This window comes from Halomonas sp. THAF5a, assembly GCF_009363755.1.
GTDB lineage: Bacteria > Pseudomonadota > Gammaproteobacteria > Pseudomonadales > Halomonadaceae > Halomonas.
Genome location: NZ_CP045417.1, coordinates 119,070 through 135,988, shown reverse-complemented (window position 1 = coordinate 135,988; position 16,919 = coordinate 119,070). Strand labels below are relative to the sequence as shown.

At 69.2% G+C, this 16,919-nt stretch carries 11 protein-coding genes; 3 read left to right on the top strand and 8 right to left on the bottom strand.

Annotated elements, in window-relative coordinates:
• Positions 1-42 precede the first annotated feature (42 nt).
• Positions 43-1,437 carry a flagellar filament capping protein FliD gene (gene fliD, locus FIU83_RS00630; protein ID WP_152482278.1) on the bottom strand — a complete coding sequence of 465 codons (1,395 nt, stop codon included), beginning with the start codon at positions 1,435-1,437 and terminating at the stop codon, positions 43-45.
• A 201-nt stretch (positions 1,438-1,638) separates the two neighbouring features.
• On the opposite strand from fliD, the gene FIU83_RS00625 reads away from it, so the two are divergent.
• Positions 1,639-2,001, top strand: a complete 363-nt coding sequence (locus FIU83_RS00625) for a hypothetical protein (RefSeq protein WP_152482277.1) — start codon at positions 1,639-1,641, stop codon at positions 1,999-2,001.
• Between the two features lie 85 nt (positions 2,002-2,086).
• Here the strand turns inward: FIU83_RS00625 and FIU83_RS00620 are convergent, their stop codons facing one another.
• Complete coding sequence (locus FIU83_RS00620) at positions 2,087-3,946, bottom strand: methyl-accepting chemotaxis protein (RefSeq protein WP_152482276.1); 1,860 nt, start codon at positions 3,944-3,946, stop codon at positions 2,087-2,089.
• A gap of 188 nt (positions 3,947-4,134) precedes the next feature.
• On the opposite strand from FIU83_RS00620, the gene FIU83_RS00615 reads away from it, so the two are divergent.
• Positions 4,135-6,171: a diguanylate cyclase gene (locus tag FIU83_RS00615; protein ID WP_152482275.1), complete on the top strand. Its 2,037-nt coding sequence runs from the start codon at positions 4,135-4,137 to the stop codon at positions 6,169-6,171.
• Here the strand turns inward: FIU83_RS00615 and FIU83_RS00610 are convergent.
• The 5 genes from FIU83_RS00610 to FIU83_RS00590 all read right to left on the bottom strand — a co-directional run bounded on the left by FIU83_RS00610 (position 6,161) and on the right by FIU83_RS00590 (position 15,607).
• Positions 6,161-7,945, bottom strand: a complete 1,785-nt coding sequence (locus FIU83_RS00610; RefSeq protein ID WP_253939509.1) for a bifunctional diguanylate cyclase/phosphodiesterase — start codon at positions 7,943-7,945, stop codon at positions 6,161-6,163. The genes FIU83_RS00615 and FIU83_RS00610 overlap by 11 nt on opposite strands.
• 14 nt (positions 7,946-7,959) lie before the next feature.
• Entirely contained in the window at positions 7,960-9,663 is a 1,704-nt protein-coding gene (locus FIU83_RS00605; protein WP_152482274.1) for a methyl-accepting chemotaxis protein, read from the bottom strand.
• 98 nt (positions 9,664-9,761) lie between these two features.
• Positions 9,762-12,269 (bottom strand): EAL domain-containing protein, encoded by a 2,508-nt coding sequence (locus tag FIU83_RS00600; RefSeq protein WP_152482273.1) that lies wholly within the window; start codon positions 12,267-12,269, stop codon positions 9,762-9,764.
• Positions 12,270-12,427: 158 nt separating this feature from the next.
• Positions 12,428-14,236 carry a bifunctional diguanylate cyclase/phosphodiesterase gene (locus FIU83_RS00595; protein ID WP_152482272.1) on the bottom strand — a complete coding sequence of 603 codons (1,809 nt, stop codon included), beginning with the start codon at positions 14,234-14,236 and terminating at the stop codon, positions 12,428-12,430.
• A gap of 57 nt (positions 14,237-14,293) precedes the next feature.
• Positions 14,294-15,607, bottom strand: a complete 1,314-nt coding sequence (locus FIU83_RS00590) for a diguanylate cyclase (RefSeq protein ID WP_152482271.1) — start codon at positions 15,605-15,607, stop codon at positions 14,294-14,296.
• A gap of 468 nt (positions 15,608-16,075) precedes the next feature.
• Between FIU83_RS00590 and FIU83_RS00585 the strand changes: the two genes are divergently transcribed.
• A complete protein-coding gene (locus tag FIU83_RS00585; protein ID WP_152482270.1) occupies positions 16,076-16,441 on the top strand; it encodes a flagellar protein FlaG in 366 nt (121 codons plus the stop codon).
• On the opposite strand, the gene fliE is transcribed toward FIU83_RS00585, so the two are convergent.
• Entirely contained in the window at positions 16,442-16,771 is a 330-nt protein-coding gene (fliE, locus tag FIU83_RS00580; RefSeq protein WP_152482269.1) for a flagellar hook-basal body complex protein FliE, read from the bottom strand. It lies immediately after the preceding gene.
• Positions 16,772-16,919 lie beyond the last annotated feature (148 nt).

Genomic DNA, 16,919 nt, shown 5'->3' with positions numbered 1-16,919 from the left:
CCGGATGAGCCGGTTCAAAAGGGCCAACAGGCCGGTAGGGGATCAGCCGCGCCCGAGCTGGGCATCCAGGGAGGCGAACTGCTGGGATAGGTAGCTGCTAGTCTGGTTCATGTTGGCGATCATGGCATCGAGCTGGCCGAACTGGGCGCGGTAGCGCTCGACGGTGCGATCCACGCTCTGCTCCATGCGCACATAGCGGCGATCGAGGCTTTCTACCTGGCTCTCCGAGCCTTCAATCGCGCTGGCGATCAGCCCGTCCTCGCCCAGGAAACGCCCCAGGGTGGCATCCATGCGCCCGGCCAGGCCGCCGGCCTCGTCGGCGCCGGCGAAGAAGTCGGCCAGCTGCTCGGGATTCGCCGCGACGATCTCGTCGAGCTTGTCCTCGTCTAGCTCCAGGCGCCCCTTCTCGTTCAGCGATACGCCGAGCTGCGACATGAGCGAAACCTCACCTCCGGCCACGCTGCTGGTCAGGTCGCGTGTCATGTCCGACTCGATGTTGCGCACGGTGCGATCGCCGATCAGCTCGCCGGAGGTATTGTCTTCGCCGCCATAGGCCGTCATGCGTCCGATGGTAGACTGCAGTTCGTTGTAGGACGACACCATCTTCTCTACGGCCTTCTTGAGACCATCGGTATCCCGCGAAACCTCCAGGCTGAGCGTTTCTCCCGTGGAGGAGGGGTCCAACTCCAGGGTGACGCCCTGGATGGCGCCCTCCACGGTATTGGTGGGGCTAGTGACGGTGATGCCGTTGATCCCCAGTTCGGCATCGTTGCCCGGTCGCAAGGTGGCGGTATCTTCACTCAGCGGGCCGCTATCGAAGGAGAGTCCCACGACCGAGGCCTTGGCGCCGGTCTCCCGAGAGCTCAGCGCCAGCCGATAGCCGCTGCCGTCATTGACGATGGAGGCGTCCACACCGGCCTCCTCGTTGGCGTTGATCGCATCGCGCACGTCCTCCAGGCTGCTGCCGGCGGCGATATCGATATTCAGGCTGCTGAGCGCCGGGGCGGTCTCGTCGAAGTTGCCATCCGCATCATAGGTAGCGCCGAACTCCAGGGTCAGGGAAGCGGCACTGGCGAAGAGTTCTTCGTCTCGGGAAGTAGCGGCCGTGGTCGCCAGCGTACCGGCCGTCGCGGTCCGATTGACGCTGACCTCGTAACGTCCCGGGCTGGCCTCGGCGCCGGCGGTCGCGCTCAGACCGTCGCCCTGTACCTTGGCCGACAACCCCTCGAAGAGCGCGGGGTCGTTGAGCGCGGCCACGGCGTCCTGGAACTTGTCCAGGCCGGACTGTAGTCGCCCGTAAGCAGAGATCTTCGCCTGTTCCTGGCTCTTTTGGGCCGTCAACGGCGCCAGCTTCTCCCGCTCGGCGGAGCGCAGCTGGTCGAGCAGGCCGTTGAGGTCCAGGCCGGAACCGATGCCGAGAGATGAGATGCTGGCCATGCGAAAGCCCCTCCGTGAGCGCCCATAGGATGTCTGCCACGAACTATCGGCCGTGGCGCGGTAAACTTTAGCAAAAAGGTCCGCGCCAATCCGTTAACGCGCACAGGGCACCGCGATTCTCCCGGACGGACCCTAAAGCTCCGCCATTCGCGGGCGATAAGTGGGCCTGGATAACCCACGACTGCCTGGAGTCACAGCACCTTGCCTGGACCGACCCCGCACGCCGACACCCTTTATGCCCGCGACGTCGTCTACGATCTTATCCCCAAGCTCAAGACCACCGAACGCCTTGTGGACAGTACGCTGCAGGGCCGGATCGCCCGCTGCGCCGATGCGGACGAGAAGGCCCGGCTCGAGGAGCTGAAGATCGAGTTCGAGCTCGAGATCTCGATGATCCGCATGAACCTCGAGCACCTGATGCGGCGCTATTCGCAGCAGTTGGAAGAAGCTGCACGCAGTGGCGCATCGCGCCAGGGGGCGAAGCTGACGCTGGACGCCCACGAGGCCGTCGCCATCGAGAGTGCTCGCATCCTCTACCAACGCGCCCAGGCACTGGCCACATGAAGGCCTCATGAACGACGACGCCCGCGGCGGTTGCCGCGGGCGTCTTGCGTTGAGTCGGGTCTATACCTCGGGCCAGTGACAGGCCTCAGGCCCGCTCGGTTTCGCGACCGGCCTGGGAGGAGGCGCCGCCCAGCCCCGCCGTGTAGCGCTGGCTCAAGGTGAAGCCGCCCACCGTCTGGGCGAGGCGGTTGGCCTGCTCCTTCAACTGCTCGGCGGCGGTGGTGGACTCCTCCACCAGGGCGGCGTTCTGCTGGGTCATGCGATCGAGCTCGCTGACCGCCACGTTGACCTGGCCGATGCCATCGCTCTGCTCGCCGGTGGCGGCGGTGATCTCGCCCAGCACGTCGGCGACCCGGGTGACGCTCGCCACCAACTCCTGCATGGTCTCGCCGGCGGCGCGCACCTGGCTGGCACCCTGCTCGGTGCGCTCCGCGGAGGTGTCGATCAGTTCCTTGATCTGCTTGGCGGCGTCCGCCGAGCGGCTGGCCAGCTGGCGCACCTCGTCGGCGACCACCGCGAAGCCGCGTCCGGCCTCGCCGGCCCGGGCGGCCTCCACCGAGGCGTTGAGCGCCAGCAGGTTGGTCTGGAAGGCGATGCCGTCCATCATGCCGACGATCTCGCTGATCTCCTGAGAGGAATCGGTGATGCCCTGCATGGTGGTCACCACCTGATCGACGGCCTCGCCGCCGCGCTTGGCCGTGTCGGCGGCCGACTCGGCCAGGCCGTTGGCCTGGCGGGAGGACTCGGCGGTGTGCTCCACGGTGCTGGTGATCTCTTCCATCGAGGCCGAGGTCTGCTGCAGGCTGGAGGCGGCGTTCTCGGTGCGCCGCGACAGGTCCTGGCCGCCCTGGGCGATCTCGGTGGCGGCCACGTGCACCGATTCGCTGCTGTCGCGAATGGTCAGCATCACCGTCTCCATGCGCGAGACGAAGCGGTTGAAGGCGTTGGCGATCTGCGCCACCTCGTCGCGTCCCTCCTCGGGCAGGCGTCGCGTCAGGTCGCCGCTGCCGCTGGCCACGCTCTCCATGGCATCGCGCGCCGCCAGCAGCCGCCGGAAGACCACCTTGAGCAGCGTGCCCAGCAGCAGCGCCGCCATCAGGCCGACCACAACCAGGGTGATGGCGGAGGCGCTCATCACGCCGCGAAGCCCGGCGGTGGCCTCGTGCTCGTCCAGGGCCACGACCAGCTGCCAGTCGGTACCGTCGATGGTATTGCCCCGCAGCAGCTTGTCGGCGCCGTCCAGCACCGCATGCGGCGGCGTCTCGGCGGCGTGCAGCGCCTCGAGCCGTTCGGCCGTCAGCGCCGGCGAGAGCTCGCTCACCGCTGCCAGGCTCAGGTCGGGATCGGGATGGGCCACCAGGGTGCCATCGGCAGTCGCCAGGAAGGCCAGGCTCGAGGGCGTGGGCATGATCTCGTCGACGATCGCGATGATGGCATCGAGGGCCACGTCACCGCCGGCCACGGCGACCAGCTCACCCTGGCGATAGTAGGGAGCGGCGAAGGTCACCACCCGCTTGTCGGAGGTGGCATCCGCATAGGGGGTGGTGACCACCACCTCGCCGGCTTCCACGGCCTGGCGGTACCAGGGCCGCACGCGGGGATCGTAGCCCTCGGGAGCCTCGCTGGCCGAGAAGACGACGTCACCGCGGGGCGTGGCGAGGTAGGTGTTCATGAAGTCGCCGGACACGCGCAGCTGGTTCAGCGCGTCCATCGGTGATTCCCGGGTGGCGACCGGATCGAGCGCCTCGAGCATGGTGGCGCGGGCGGCGATCCACTCCTCGATGGCCTGGGCATTGCCGCTGGCGACGGAGTCGAGCTGCTGGGCGATCTGTCGATCGTTGTGGGATTGGACGGTGAAGTAGCTGGCCGCGCCGTTGGCGACCAGCGCCACGGCGATCACCGCCAGGGTGGCAAGGAGGATGCGCAGTCTCAGGGAAGTCAGCATGGTCACTCTCGTGGAGGGGTTATGGTCCGCGCCGGGCCCGGGTGCCAGGTGCCGGCGACCCCCGGCTTATCGGCGCTGTCCGCCGAGACTTGAGCCGGACCAGCCACTCAACGTCGCTGCGCCAAATAACAGAAAAAACTAATTAGTCATGACCCCGGGGATTGGAGCACACGCCCCAGGCTGGCACTATGTGCGCTTTGTGCCTGGACGACGACGCCCATCATGACGACCACAGCGACCCGAGAGGTGGCCCCCTGAAGATCCTCGCGCCTCTGCAAGCCGCCGGTCGGGCGCTGCTGCTCTCGCTGCGCGGACGCCTGCTTCTCGGGGTCGCCGCGGTATGGGGCGTGCTCTGCGTGATGCTGCTGGCCTTCGGCTGGCAGTCCGGCTCGCTGCTGGTCGAGGAGTCCAATCGGGTCCACCTGCGCTACGAGGCGGAGCTGGTGCGCAACGCCATCACGCAGAAGATCGAACAGCGCCTGGCGATGCTGGAGCGCCTCGCCGACGCGCTGCCGAGTGCCGCGCCGGGCGTCCTGGCCGAGGGCCATCACGAGGCGCTGCTCACCCTCTTCGAGGGCCTGGCGCTGGTCGATGCCGACAACATCATCGTCGACAACTGGCCGACGCTCCCCGGCCGCAACGGCCTCAGCATCGATCACCGCGCCTACGCTCGCCACATGCGCCACGTGCAGCGCCCCCACGTCAGCGACCCCTTCATCGGCATCGTCTCCGGCAAGCCGATGGTGATGATGCTGGTCCCCGTCCGGGATGCCCAGGGTCGCTACACGGGCTTTCTGGGCGGGCTCGTCGAGATCGAGCGCAGCGAGCTCTTCGAGGACTTCAAGCACCTGCGCCTGGGCGATGAGGGGCACGTGGTCGTGGCCACCGCCTCGGGCCGCCTGCTCTACCATCCCGAGCAGCGCCGGGGCCTGCCGGGGGCCGTCTCGGCGCTGGACGATCCCGGCCTCGACCTGGCCCTGCTCGGCTGGGAGGGCGACGCCCTCGGCGAGACCGGCCAGGGCGGCAAGGCCCTCAAGGCCTATCGCCAGATCTGGCCCGCCGAATGGGTCGTGGGTGTCTACCTGCCCCTCGAGCAGGCCTTCGCGCCCCTGGCCAGCGTCATGCAGCGCATCACCCACCGCGCCTGGTGGGCCCTGGGCCTGCTGCTGCCGGTGATGGGGGGGCTGATCTGGCGCTTCCTGCAGCCGCTGACGCGCCTGGCCCAGCAGATCAGGGAGCTGAGTCTCGGGCAGCGGCATGAGCTGGAGATTCCCACCCGGATGACGGAGCTTAGGCGCGTCGTCGACGTCTTCAACGAGCTGGAACATCAGCGCCTGCAGAGCCTGGATGAGCTCCAGGAGCGCGAGGCCTTCCTGGAAGGGATCCTCGACGCCTCGCCCCAGGGCATGTTCGTGACCGATACCCGCGGCCGGCTGACCTTCGTCAACGAGAGCCTGAAGGCGCTGCTGAACCTCTCCTCACCGATCTGCCTGACGACCTGGGCCCGGCGTCTCCATGACAAGGATCGCGACGCGATGCTCAACGCCTGGCAGTCGAGCCTGCGCGAGCATCACGATCTCGAGCGCCAGTTCCGTTATGTCGCCGAGAACGGCGAGACGCTGTGGCTCGACGTGCACACCAAGGCGATCCACGTGAACGGCGAGTTCATCGGCCTGGTCGGCGCCGTGCGCGACATCACCCAGCGCCGGCACGAGGACGCGCGGCGCCGCTGGGAGGCGGAGCACGACCCGCTGACCGGCCTGCTCAACCGGCGCGGCTTCGGGCGCCGCCTGGAGGAGGCCTTCGCCGCCTGGGAGCAGGCCGGCACCCCCTCGGCGCTGCTGCTCTTCGACCTGGACCACTTCAAGCCCGTCAACGATGAGGGCGGCCATGCCCTGGGCGACAGCATGCTGCGCCAGGTGGCTGCCGCAATGGGCACCGTGACCCGCAGCAGCGATCACGCCGCCCGCCAGGGTGGCGACGAATTCGCCGTGCTGCTGCCGGGCTGCGCGTGGCCCCGCGCCCGGCGCATCGCCGAGGCGCTGCGGGCACGGATCGCCGCCTGCAGCGTGGAGCAGGACGGCAGGCACTGGCGCGTCACCGCCAGCGTCGGCGTCAGCACCTTCCAGCGGGGCGACGAGAGCGGGGGCGACGCGGTGCGGCGCGCCGATGCCGCAAGCTACCGCGCCAAGGCGCAAGGTCGCGACGCCGTGATCAACGCATGACCCCGGCGCCACGCCGCTCGACGAACAGGCTGTTGCCCGCCTGACGCTTGGCCTGCCCCTTGAGCTCGGCCAGCACGTTGGCGACCTCCCTGGCGGTCAGCCCCGCGTTCCCCGGCACCGGAAAGGCGGCCAGGGAGAGTGACATCCGCGGTACGCCGCTCTCGCGCCGATCGGGGCCCCCGCTCCCTCCGCCCGGGCGAGCCGCCGCGTCATAGAAGCCCGGAACGAAGCGGGCGAAGCGTGCGAGGATCGTCTCGCAGCTCGCCCGGGCGCCCTCGGGCTCGAGCACCAGCATGAAGTCGTCGCCGCCCACATGGCCGACGAAGCCCGCCTCGCCGACCACCTCCTTGAGCAACCGCCCCAGCGCCAGGATCACCTGGTCGCCCTGGACGTAGCCGTAGGCGTCGTTGAAGGCCTTGAAGCGGTCCAGGTCGGCATAGACCGCGACGAAGGCGCCGCCGTCGGCCAGTCGCGCCGCCAGGGCATCGTTGATCGCCTCGTTGCCGGGCAGCCCGGTCAGCGGGTTGGCCTGGCGGGCGCTGCGCACCTGCAGGGCGGTGATCTCGCGCAGCAGGTCGACCACCAGGCCGAGCCCGCGATAGCGCCCGTCGGCATCGACGATCACGAAGTCATCCTGCGCGCCCTGGGTCGCGCCGGTGATGTGGCGGCTGAGCGCCTCCAGCGGCATCGACGCCTCGGCGACGCGCATGCGCCGATCCATCACCGCATCGATGGGCTGACGGGCATGCAGGGCGTGGCTGAAGGGGTTGGTGAACAGCGACAGGAAGGCGTGCTGTCGCACCACGCCCACGGGGCGCTGCTCGGCATCCAGCACCGCCAGGCAGCGCAGTTCCGGGTCGTCGCGAAAGCGCGCCACCACCTCCGGCACCGGCGTTCCCTGGACCACCGGCGCCAGATGGCGGCAGAGCGCGGCGGCAGTGCCACCCACGCCGACGCCCCCCGACACCGCCGTCGGCGTCGGCGCGGGGTGCTCGAGACGGCGCGGCGGCTGCTGAGCGGGCCGTGCGAAGTGATAGCCCTGCATCAGGCGGCAGTTCATGCCCCACAGGCAGCGCTGCTCGCCGGCGGTCTCGATGCCCTCGGCAATCACCCGGCAGCCCAGGCTGCGCGACACCTCGAGCAGCGAGTGCAGGAACTGTCCCTTGCCGGGATCGCGGTCGACCTCCTGCACGAAGTGGCGATCGATCTTGACGAAGTCGGGGCGCAGCTCGGCCCAGTGGCGCAGGCTGGAGTAGCCGGCCCCCAGGTCGTCCAGGGCGACCTGGAAGCCCATGCGCCGGTAGTGATCCACGGCCTGGCGCATCAGCGCATAGTCGTGGATCGGCAGGTGCTCGGTGAGCTCGATCACCACCCGCTCCGGCGAGAGCCCGACGCCGGCCAGGAAGGCGCGGGTGAGTCCCTCGCGAAAGTCCTCCTCGAGCAGCGAGGTCGGCATGACGTTGAGGAAGAGTCGTCCCGGCAGGTCGAGGGCGGCGAAGGCCTCGATGGCCAGGCGCCGGCAGAGCAGGTCGAGCTCGACCAGGCGCCCCGTCAGCCGAGCCGTGTCGAACAGCGTCACCGGCGAGTGCAGCGGCGAGCCCGACGGCCCGCGAGACAGCGCCTCGTAGCCGAAGATCCCCTGGCAGCCGGCATCGACGATGGGCTGGAAGAGCGGGGTGATGGCCTCCTCACGCAGGATGCGGTCGAGCTCATCGGCCTCGCGATCGAGCATCGCCTCGGCGGCGCGGCCCGGCGTGATGGCGCTGTTGCGCATGGTGGGCTCCTCCATCAGGCGGGCTCGGCCTCTCGCGGGGGCATCCAGGCCGCGGGCTCGTCGGCGATAGTATCCGAGCGACCGGGACCCGCCCGCTCGTGGGGTGCTCTGCCGACGCCGTCGCCCTCATTGCCGGGCAGCGCCTCGCCGTCGCGGCTGGCCTCCTCGTCGAGCGCCGGCAGGCAGAAGCGGGCGGTGAAGGCCCGCATCCGCTCGGCCTCCTCCTCGAGGGCCCGCGCGGTGTCCTGCGCCTCGGCCACCCGCTCGGTATTGCGCTGGGTGACGATGCCCATCTGGTGCATCGCCCGGTTGATCTGGTCGAGCCCGCGATGCTGCTCGGTGGCGGCATGGTCGATCGCGCCGATGCGCTCGCCGAGGCCGCGAATGGCGGTGACGATGGCCTCCATCGCCTCGCTGGCCTGGCACGACAGCTCGTCGCCCCGCGCGACACTGGCCCGGGAGGCCTCGGTGAGCCCGCGAATCTCGCTGGCCGAGCGGGCGCTGCGCGAGGCGAGCTGGCGCACCTCGCCCGCCACCACCGCGAAGCCGCGGCCGTGCTCGCCCGCCCGGGCGGCCTCCACCGAGGCGTTGAGCGCCAGCAGGTTGGTCTGGAAGGCGATATCGTCGATCAGGCCGACGATCTCGCCGATGCGGGTCGAGCGTTCGCGGATCTCCCCCATGGTCTCGATGAAGGCGCTCATCCCCTCGCTGCCGCGCCGGGCCCGCTCGGTGGCCCGATCGGCCAGCTCGTTGGCCTCGCGGACGTGACCCGCGGTGTCGGCGACCGAGGCGGTCATCTCATCCAGGCTGGCGGCGGTCTGCTCGAGAGAGGCCGCCTGCTGCTGGGTGCGCGCCGAAAGCTCCTGATTGCCCTCGTTCAGGCGCGCCGCCGTCTCCCATACCGCGCCGCCGCCGTGGCGGATGCGCTCGACGGTCTGGGCCAGGGCCCGGCGCATGCCGTCGAGCTCGGCATAGAGCTGGCCGATCTCGTTGCCGCCGCGGGCCTCCACCGGCGTGGCGAGATCACCGTCGGCGATGCGCCGAAAATGCGTGGTGATGCGTGCCAGGGGGCGGATGACGTTGACCCGCACGCCCCAGACCACCACCAGCACCAGCGCCAGCGCGCCCGCCAGGGCGGCGACCAGGGCCAGGTTGAGCCAGCTCGCCATGGCATTGAAGCGCTCGGCCTGGGCGTCGCCGCGGGTGGTCGACGCCTCGAAGAAGGCCTCGGCGCCGTCCATGAAGGCCTGGCTCAGCTGGGCCAGCCGGGCCTTGCCGGCGTCGTAGCCGCCCAGATCTTCTTCCTCCAGCAGCATCAGCTGCAGCGAGAGCCCGGTCCCGAGCAGCGAATGGAAGCGCTCGCCCAGCGCCTCGGCGGTCTCGCCCTCGGCCATGGCCTGGAAGCGCTCGAAGGCCGCCTCGGCCGCGTCCATGTCGGCCCGGGCCTGGTCGACGATCGGCCCGGGACGATCGAAGGAGGGCACCCGGAGCAGGTGGGCGGCGCGCTCCATGGCGACCTGGGTCCGAAGGGTGGCGATGTAGGCCTGGTGGAGGGCCCGGGACTGCTGCTCCTGGACCTCGCGCAGATCGGCGAAGGCGGTGCGGCCATGGTGGTTGGCGTAGAGGCCGAGCGCCCCGGTGCCGAGGATGATCGCGCCGAAGGCGATCAGCACCAGGCTCCAGCTGAGCCGGATGGTCAGTCGATCGAGAAGTCGCATCGGAAGTCCTGTCGCTGCGAAGCGGGCGGCCGGCGGACGGCCAGACCCGATTTATATCAGCGATTTATGACATTCCGATGGCATCGGCCCGAGCCCCCTCAGGCCGGGGCGCCGTGGCGGGCCAGGTAGCGCTCCGCGAAGGTGGCGGCCTCGACCGGGCGGCCGGTGAGATAGCCCTGGATCAGGTTGACGTGATGTCGGGAGAGCGCCTGCAGCTGCGCCTCGGTCTCCACGCCCTCGGCCACCACGCGCAGGCCGAGCTCCTCGGCGAGTCCCGTCACCGCGGCCACGATGGCCGAGCTGCCGCGACTCTCGCCGAGCTGCTGGATGAAGCTGCGATCGATCTTGAGGGTGGTCACCGGCAGGTCCTGCAGGTAGCTCAGCGAGGAGTAGCCGGTGCCGAAGTCGTCGATGGCGATGCGACAGCCCAGCTCGCGCAGCGCCTGCAGGGTGGCGATCGCCTCCTGGTGCTTGTCGAGCAGGACGCTCTCGGTGAGTTCGACGCCGATCTGGCCCGGCGGCAGCGCATAGGCGGCGTAGAGCTCACGCACCTGGGCCACCAGGTCGCTCTGCCAGAACTGGCGCGCCGACAGGTTGACGGCGACCCGCGGCGGCGCGAGCCCGGCGGCCCGCCAGTCGCGCAGCTGGGCGGCCACCAGCTGCATCAGCCGCTCGCCCAGCGGCAGGATCAGCCCCGAGCGCTCGGCCAGGGGGATGAAGTCGCCGGGGGAGACGTGGCCAAGCGTCGGGTGGTGCCAGCGCAGCAGGGCCTCGGCGCCCTCCAGCTCGCCGCTGTCGCGGTCGAAGAGCGGCTGGTAGTGCACTCCGAGCCCCGCGCCGGTCTCGGCGGTGTTGCGCAGCGCGGTCTCGAGCTCCAGGCGGCCGCGATCCTCGCGGTGCATCTCGGCGCGAAAGAGCCGGTAGGTGTTGCGGCCCTCCTGCTTGGCACGATACATGGCGGAGTCGGCCCGGCGCACCAGGGTCTCGACCCGGTCGCCGTCATCCGGATAGAGGCTGATGCCGAGGCTGCAGCCGACGCGGAACGCCTGGCCGCCGACCTCGAAGGGAGCGCTCACCGACTCGACGAGGCGGTGCGCCACCCGGGTGACCTCCTCCACCGCCTCGATCTCGTTGAGCAGCACGATGAACTCGTCGCCGCCCTGGCGGGCCAGGGTGTCGTCCTCGCGCAGCTGGGCGCGCAGCCGCTTTGAGACCTTGAGCAGCAGCTCGTCGCCCAGGGCGTGGCCGAGGGCGTCGTTGACCTGCTTGAAGTGGTCGAGGTCGAGGAAGATCACCGCCAGGCGCTGGCCATAACGGCGCGCATGGCGGATCCCCAGCTCCAGGCGGTCCTCCAGCAGGCGGCGGTTGGGCAGCCGGGTCAGGGGGTCGTAGTAGGCCAGGCGACGCACCTGCTCCTCGTTCTCGCGGATGTGGGTGATATCGCTGAACAGCGCCGCGTAGTGGCTGATCTCGCCGCGGTCGTCGCGAATGGCCGTGATGGTCAGCAGCTCCAGGTAGAGCTGGCCGCTCTTGCGCCGGTTCCAGATCTCGCCGCGCCAGTAGCCCGACTCCTGCAGGGTCCGCCACATGTCGCGATAGAAGTCGGCGTCGTGGCGCCCCGAGGAGAGCAGTGCCGGGGTGCGCCCCACCGCCTCCTCCAGGCTGTAGCCGGTCAGGTGCGTGAAGGCCGGGTTGACGAACTCGATGCGCGTCTCGGCATCGGTGATGATGATCCCCTCCAGGGAGGCGTCGATCACTCGCTCCGCCAGCTGCAGGTGACGCCGCGACTGGGACAGGGCCTGGTCGCGCTGTTCCAGCGCCTCGCGCAGGTCCTCGAGATAGAGGTGCTCGGCACCGGCCAGCAGGTCCTGGAAGCCCAGCAGCCCGACGACCTCTCCCTCGCCGTCGAGCACGCCCAGGTGGCGCACGCGCTGGTCGATCAACAGGTCCCGCGCATGGATCAGCGCCGCCTCGACGTCGACGGTCATCAGTGGCCGGCTGGCGAGCTCCCCGATGACGGTGTTGCCGGGATGCCGGGCAACGAAACGCACCAGGTCACGCTCGGTGAGGATGCCGAGCTCGCCGTCCTGGCAGGTGACCACGGCGGCATCACAGCCGTGGCGCCCCATGTGCCGCGCGGCCTCGTTCAGCGACCGGTCACCCGGCAGCAGCAGCGGGCGCTGGCGCATCGCATCGCCGACCTCGCGCAGGCGAAGGTAGGGCTCCAGGCCCTGGTTCAGCGCCAGATCGGTCTGGGAGAGGATGCCCCGGGGGCGGCCGGCATCGTCCACCACCAGCAGATGGCGGCGCCGCTCGGCGCTGAAGCGCAGGGCGGCCTCGCCGACCGGGGTGGCGGGATGGATCGTGGCCACCGGCTGGCTCATCACCCCTTCGATGGGGCGCCTCACGGCCTCGGGATCGGTGAAGTCGACGAACAGGCTGTCGCGCTCGGTCCAGATGCCGACCGCGCGCTCGTCCGTCACCACCAGCATCGCGCTGACGCGCCGCTCGGCCATGCGGGCCGCGGCCTCGCACAGGGGAGTCTCCGGCGCACAGGTCAGCAGGCCGGTGTTCATGATGCGCTCGACGGAGAGCTCTTGCGTCATGGGATCTCGCTTTCGCTCCGTGGGACAGCGCGCCAGGGGCTCGCCGCAACATCACCAAAAAGTGATGTAATGTAAACGTCCCTGACGCGATACGAAACCGCGTGATGCGCTCGTTTCTTGATACAGGTCAATGCATTGACGGTGACCGCTGCCGAACATCATTTCGCCTCGAGGGAGGAGGCCGGGCCAGGCGGCCCGCTCAGGTGCATCGCCAGGGCCGACCACTCGTGCCGGCTCGGCCACTCCTCGAGCCAGCCGGGGAAGCGCTCGGGTGGCATCGGTCGAGCGATGCCGTAGCCCTGCACCCGAGCACACCCCAGGGCCAGCAGGGCCCGGGCATGCTCCAGGGTCTCGACGCCTTCGGCCAGCATCGGCCGGCGGAAGCGATTGGCCATGTAGATGACGCTTTCGACGATGGCCATGTCGTCGGGGTCGGTGAGCATGTCACGCACGAAGCTCTGATCGATCTTGATCAGGTCCACCGGCAGCTGACGCAGGTGCGTCAGGGAGGAGTAGCCGGTGCCGAAGTCGTCGATGGCGAAGTCGACACCCAGCGCCTGGCACTGTCGCATGACCGACAAGGCCGCCTGCATGTCGTGCATGGCGGCACTCTCCAGCACCTCCAGCTTGAGCAGCCGAGGGGGCACCTCGGGAAAGCGCTGCAACAGCTCGCTCAGCCGCTCGCCGAAGCGGTCGCTGAGCAGGTGCGCGGGGCTGATATTGACGTGCACCGCCAGCTCGAGCCCGACCGCCCGCCAGGCCTTCAGCTGGCGCAGCGTGGCCTCGATCACCCACTCCCCCAGCTCGATCTCGAGCTCCGTGCCTTCGATGAGCGGCAGGAAACCGCCCGGGGCCAGCGTGCCCTGCTCCGGATGCTGCCAGCGCACCAGCGCCTCGGCACCGATGACGTCGCCGCCGAACATATCCACCTGGGGCTGGTAGTGCAGCGTCAGCTCGCCCTGCGCCACGGCGACGGCAAACCGCTGACGGCCCGCCTCCCGCGCCTGGATCTGGCGGTCGAGCCTGGTATCGAAGACGTGAAAGCCGTCGCGGCCCTGCTGCTTGGCACGATGCATGGCCTGGGTGGCGTGACGCAGCAGCACGTCGCCGTCCTCGTCGTCCTGTGGATAGAAGGTGACGCCCAGGCTCGCCGTGACCTGCACGCAGCGCCCCTTGAGGTAGAACGGCCGGCGGATGGCCACCAGCAGCTGCTCCAGGGTGTCGTCGTCGGCGCCCTGGTGCAGCAGCAGCACGAACTCGTCGCCGCCGACCCGGGCGAGGATATCGTCGCCGTGCAGCAGGTAGCTGAGGCGCTGGGCGAAGGCGGCGATCAGCAGGTCGCCGGCCTCCTGACCCTGCTGGTCGTTGATGCGCTTGAAGCGGTCGATGTCGAGCGCGCATACCGCCAGCTGGCCGCCATGGCGAGCGGCATGCTGCAGGGACTCCTGGATCAGCTGCGTCAGCAGCTGGAGGTTGGGCAGGCCCGTCAGGGCATCGAAGTAGACCTGGCGACCGGCCCGCCGACCGGAGGAGGCCAGGACGGCCAGGTCGGAGAGCACCTTGATGTAGTGCGAGGTCTTGCCCTGGGCATCGCATACGCGGCTGATGGAGAGGACCGCCGGGCAGGCGCGCCCGTCACGGTGCCGATAGGAGGTCTCGGCCTTGCCGTGGCCGTGGTGCTCCACCTCCTGCCACAGCCCCTCGATGCCGGGCGATGACGCCCCAGGGAAGAGCAGCTCCCGCGGTGACTGGCCGAGCACCGCCTCGCGGGGCAGACCGGTCAGCGCGGTAAAGGCCGGGTTCACCGCGAGGATGGCATGGTCGGCATCGGTGATGACGATCGCCTCGGCGACATGCTCGAAGACGCCGGCGGCAAGCGCGTCGGGGGACGTCGCCAGGGCGCGATGCCCGCCACCGCTCGCGGCGGCGAGCCGATCGCCTCGGTGCACGTGATGCTCCCTGCTCATCCTCTCCTCCGCCTCTCCATCCATGGTTCCGTTCGCTTCCGGCACTCCTGCCGGCCGCTAGCAGGGTGCCGCCTCATCGGCCACCACACGATTGCGCCCCGCCGACTTGGCCCGATAGAGCGCCTCGTCGGCGCGCGCCAGCATGCTGTCCATGTCGTCGCCCGGCCGGTATTCGGTGAGCCCCATGCTGATGGTGACGCGCAGGCCGTGCAGCCGCATCTCGGCGATCTGGCCACGCAGGCGCTCGGCGAAGGTCTGGGTACCGCGCCGACGCGTGTCGGGCAGCAGGATGGTGAACTCCTCGCCACCCCAGCGCGCCAGCAGGTCGGTACTGCGCAGGTTGTCCGCCACGCGAGCGGCCAGCTGCTTGAGGATGGCATCGCCGGTGTCGTGGCCGTGGCGATCGTTGATTCGCTTGAAGTGATCGATATCGAAGATCAGCAGCGAGAAGCGCTCCCCGCTGGCCTCGGCCCGCCACACGGCCTCCTGCAGGGCGGCATCGAAGGCGCGCCGGTTGCAGACCCCGGTCAGGTGGTCCCGGGTCGCCTGACGCGCCAGCTCATCCTCCATGCGCTTGCGCTCGGCGATGTTGTGGAACACGGACACGAAGTGACGAATCCTGCCGGCGTCATCGTAGACCGCCGTGATGGACTGCCAGAGCGGGTAGATCTCGCCGTACTTGTTGCGGTTCCAGATCTCGCCCTGCCAGTGGCCGGTGCCGAGCAGGGCATCCCAGAGCTCGGCATAGAACTCGCGGGAGTGTCGTCCGGACTTGAAGATGCGCGGCGTCTTGCCGAGCACCTCATGCTCCCGATAGCCGGTGATATCGGTGAACGCCTGGTTGGCGCGCTCGATGCGCATCTCGCCATCGGTGATCAGGGTCGCCTGCCCGGTCTCGAAGGCGGTCGCCATCAGCTTCAGCTCGCTCTCCTGGCGCTTGCGCTCGGTGATGTCCTCCTTGACCGCCACGAAATTGACGACCTCGCCCGCGTCATTGCGCACCGGCGTGATCACTTCGTACTCCCAGTAGAGCTCGCCGCTCTTGCGCCGATTGAGCAGCTCACCCTGCCACACGCGACCGGCACTCAGGGTCTGCCACAGGTCGCGGTAGACCTCGGGAGGCGTCTCGCCTGACTGGATCATCGCCGGCGTCTGGCCGATCAGCTCCTCGCGGGCGTAACCCGTCACATCCAGGAAGCGCTGGTTGACGAACTCGATGCGCCCCCGGACGTCGGTGATCGCGGTGGCCGCCGGACTCTGCTCGACGGCGATATAGAGCTGCTGGTAGCTCTGGCGCAGGGCCTCGACATCCTCGACGACTATCTGCTCGCCCCGGATCTTCGCCACGCTGTCGGTCTGGACTTCGGCCATGCCGCGACATCCTTTTGTTATTGGAGAACCCGCCGGCGCCCTGCCCGCCCATCGGCGGCCACCAGGCAAAGGCGTGCACCCGCCTCGCGTGATCGGCCTCGGGGAGTGAGCCTCCCTGCACGAACGGCCGCCGATACCGACCCGCCACCGCGTGTGCGTGGTCATCGATGCCGACGAGGGTAGTGCAAGAGGCTCTCCATCGCGGTGATGGAAGGCACGCGCTGAGGTTTCATTGATGTATATCAATTTATGCTGAATAAAGCGATCGCCCTCGGGTATCGCGCGCCTACGGCCATCGGGGAATACCGAGCAGAAGACGCCTTGCGCCGCTCTGACAACGGCTGCACGGGACGCCATGCACTCAAGCCGGCAAGGGGCGTGGCCGATAGACCCATAGCGTCCTGGAAGAAGAGCGCGCCACGACGCCGACATCACCCGACCAGAGCCAACAACAAAGGGACACCGTTCATGACGCCACCACTCATCGAGACCTCCGCGACGCCTCAGGCTCCCTCGGCGCTGACGCCCCGCCAGCGGCTGGAGAGCCTGCTGGGCAACCTGCCTCCCGGGAGCGGGGCGCTGGCGGACGGGGCGCGAGGAGGCACGGAGGCCGTCGGCCGGGAGGCGCTGGTCGCGCCGATCCAGCGCATCAACGAGGTGATGCGCCCCTACGGCGTAGAGTTCGAACTGAGCGAGGCGTCATCGCGGCTCGTGACCCGGATCGTCGATCGCGAGAGCGGCGAGCTGATCCGTCAGGTGCCGTCGGAGGAGGTCCTGCGAGTCGCCGAGCGCCTCGACGAATTGCAGGGCCGGCTGATCCACCTGGAGGCGTGATCACACCTGCATGTTCATGACGTCCTTGTAGGCCGTGACCAGGCGGTTGCGCACCTGGATGCCCATCTCGGTGGCCACGCTCGCCTTCTGCATGTCGACCATCACGTCGTTGAGCTCCACGCCCGGCGTGCCCGCCTGGAAGGCCTCGGCCTTGGCCCCGGCCTCGAGCTTCAGCTCGTTGATGCGGTGGATGGCCGACTGCAGCTCGCCGCTGAAGCCGCTACCTCCCACCTGGGTATCGACACGCTGACCGCTGGTCGGCTGCGACGCCGCCTGGCTGGACAACGACTGCATCTGGGAGAGAACCGACTCGATCGCGGGCGAGCTCATCACAACCACCTTGGCCTGTAGGACACGAGAATAGGACTGGCAGGCTACCAGCCCCTGTATCGCGACCAAGCGGCCAATTGCCTCATAAAAACAGGGCTTTTCCGACCTTTGGGGTGACAGCGGGGGCGGATAATGGCCGCCATCAGAA

Coding starts and splice junctions, on each gene's coding strand:
- fliD (WP_152482278.1), bottom strand. CDS start 1,437: ATGGCCAGCATCTCATCTCTCGGCATCGGTTCCGGCCTGGACCTCAAC.
- FIU83_RS00620 (WP_152482276.1), bottom strand. CDS start 3,946: ATGCTGACTTCCCTGAGACTGCGCATCCTCCTTGCCACCCTGGCGGTG.
- FIU83_RS00615 (WP_152482275.1), top strand. CDS start 4,135: ATGTGCGCTTTGTGCCTGGACGACGACGCCCATCATGACGACCACAGC.
- FIU83_RS00610 (WP_253939509.1), bottom strand. CDS start 7,945: ATGCGCAACAGCGCCATCACGCCGGGCCGCGCCGCCGAGGCGATGCTC.
- FIU83_RS00605 (WP_152482274.1), bottom strand. CDS start 9,663: ATGCGACTTCTCGATCGACTGACCATCCGGCTCAGCTGGAGCCTGGTG.
- FIU83_RS00600 (WP_152482273.1), bottom strand. CDS start 12,269: ATGACGCAAGAGCTCTCCGTCGAGCGCATCATGAACACCGGCCTGCTG.
- FIU83_RS00595 (WP_152482272.1), bottom strand. CDS start 14,236: ATGAGCAGGGAGCATCACGTGCACCGAGGCGATCGGCTCGCCGCCGCG.
- FIU83_RS00590 (WP_152482271.1), bottom strand. CDS start 15,607: ATGGCCGAAGTCCAGACCGACAGCGTGGCGAAGATCCGGGGCGAGCAG.
- FIU83_RS00585 (WP_152482270.1), top strand. CDS start 16,076: ATGACGCCACCACTCATCGAGACCTCCGCGACGCCTCAGGCTCCCTCG.
- fliE (WP_152482269.1), bottom strand. CDS start 16,771: ATGAGCTCGCCCGCGATCGAGTCGGTTCTCTCCCAGATGCAGTCGTTG.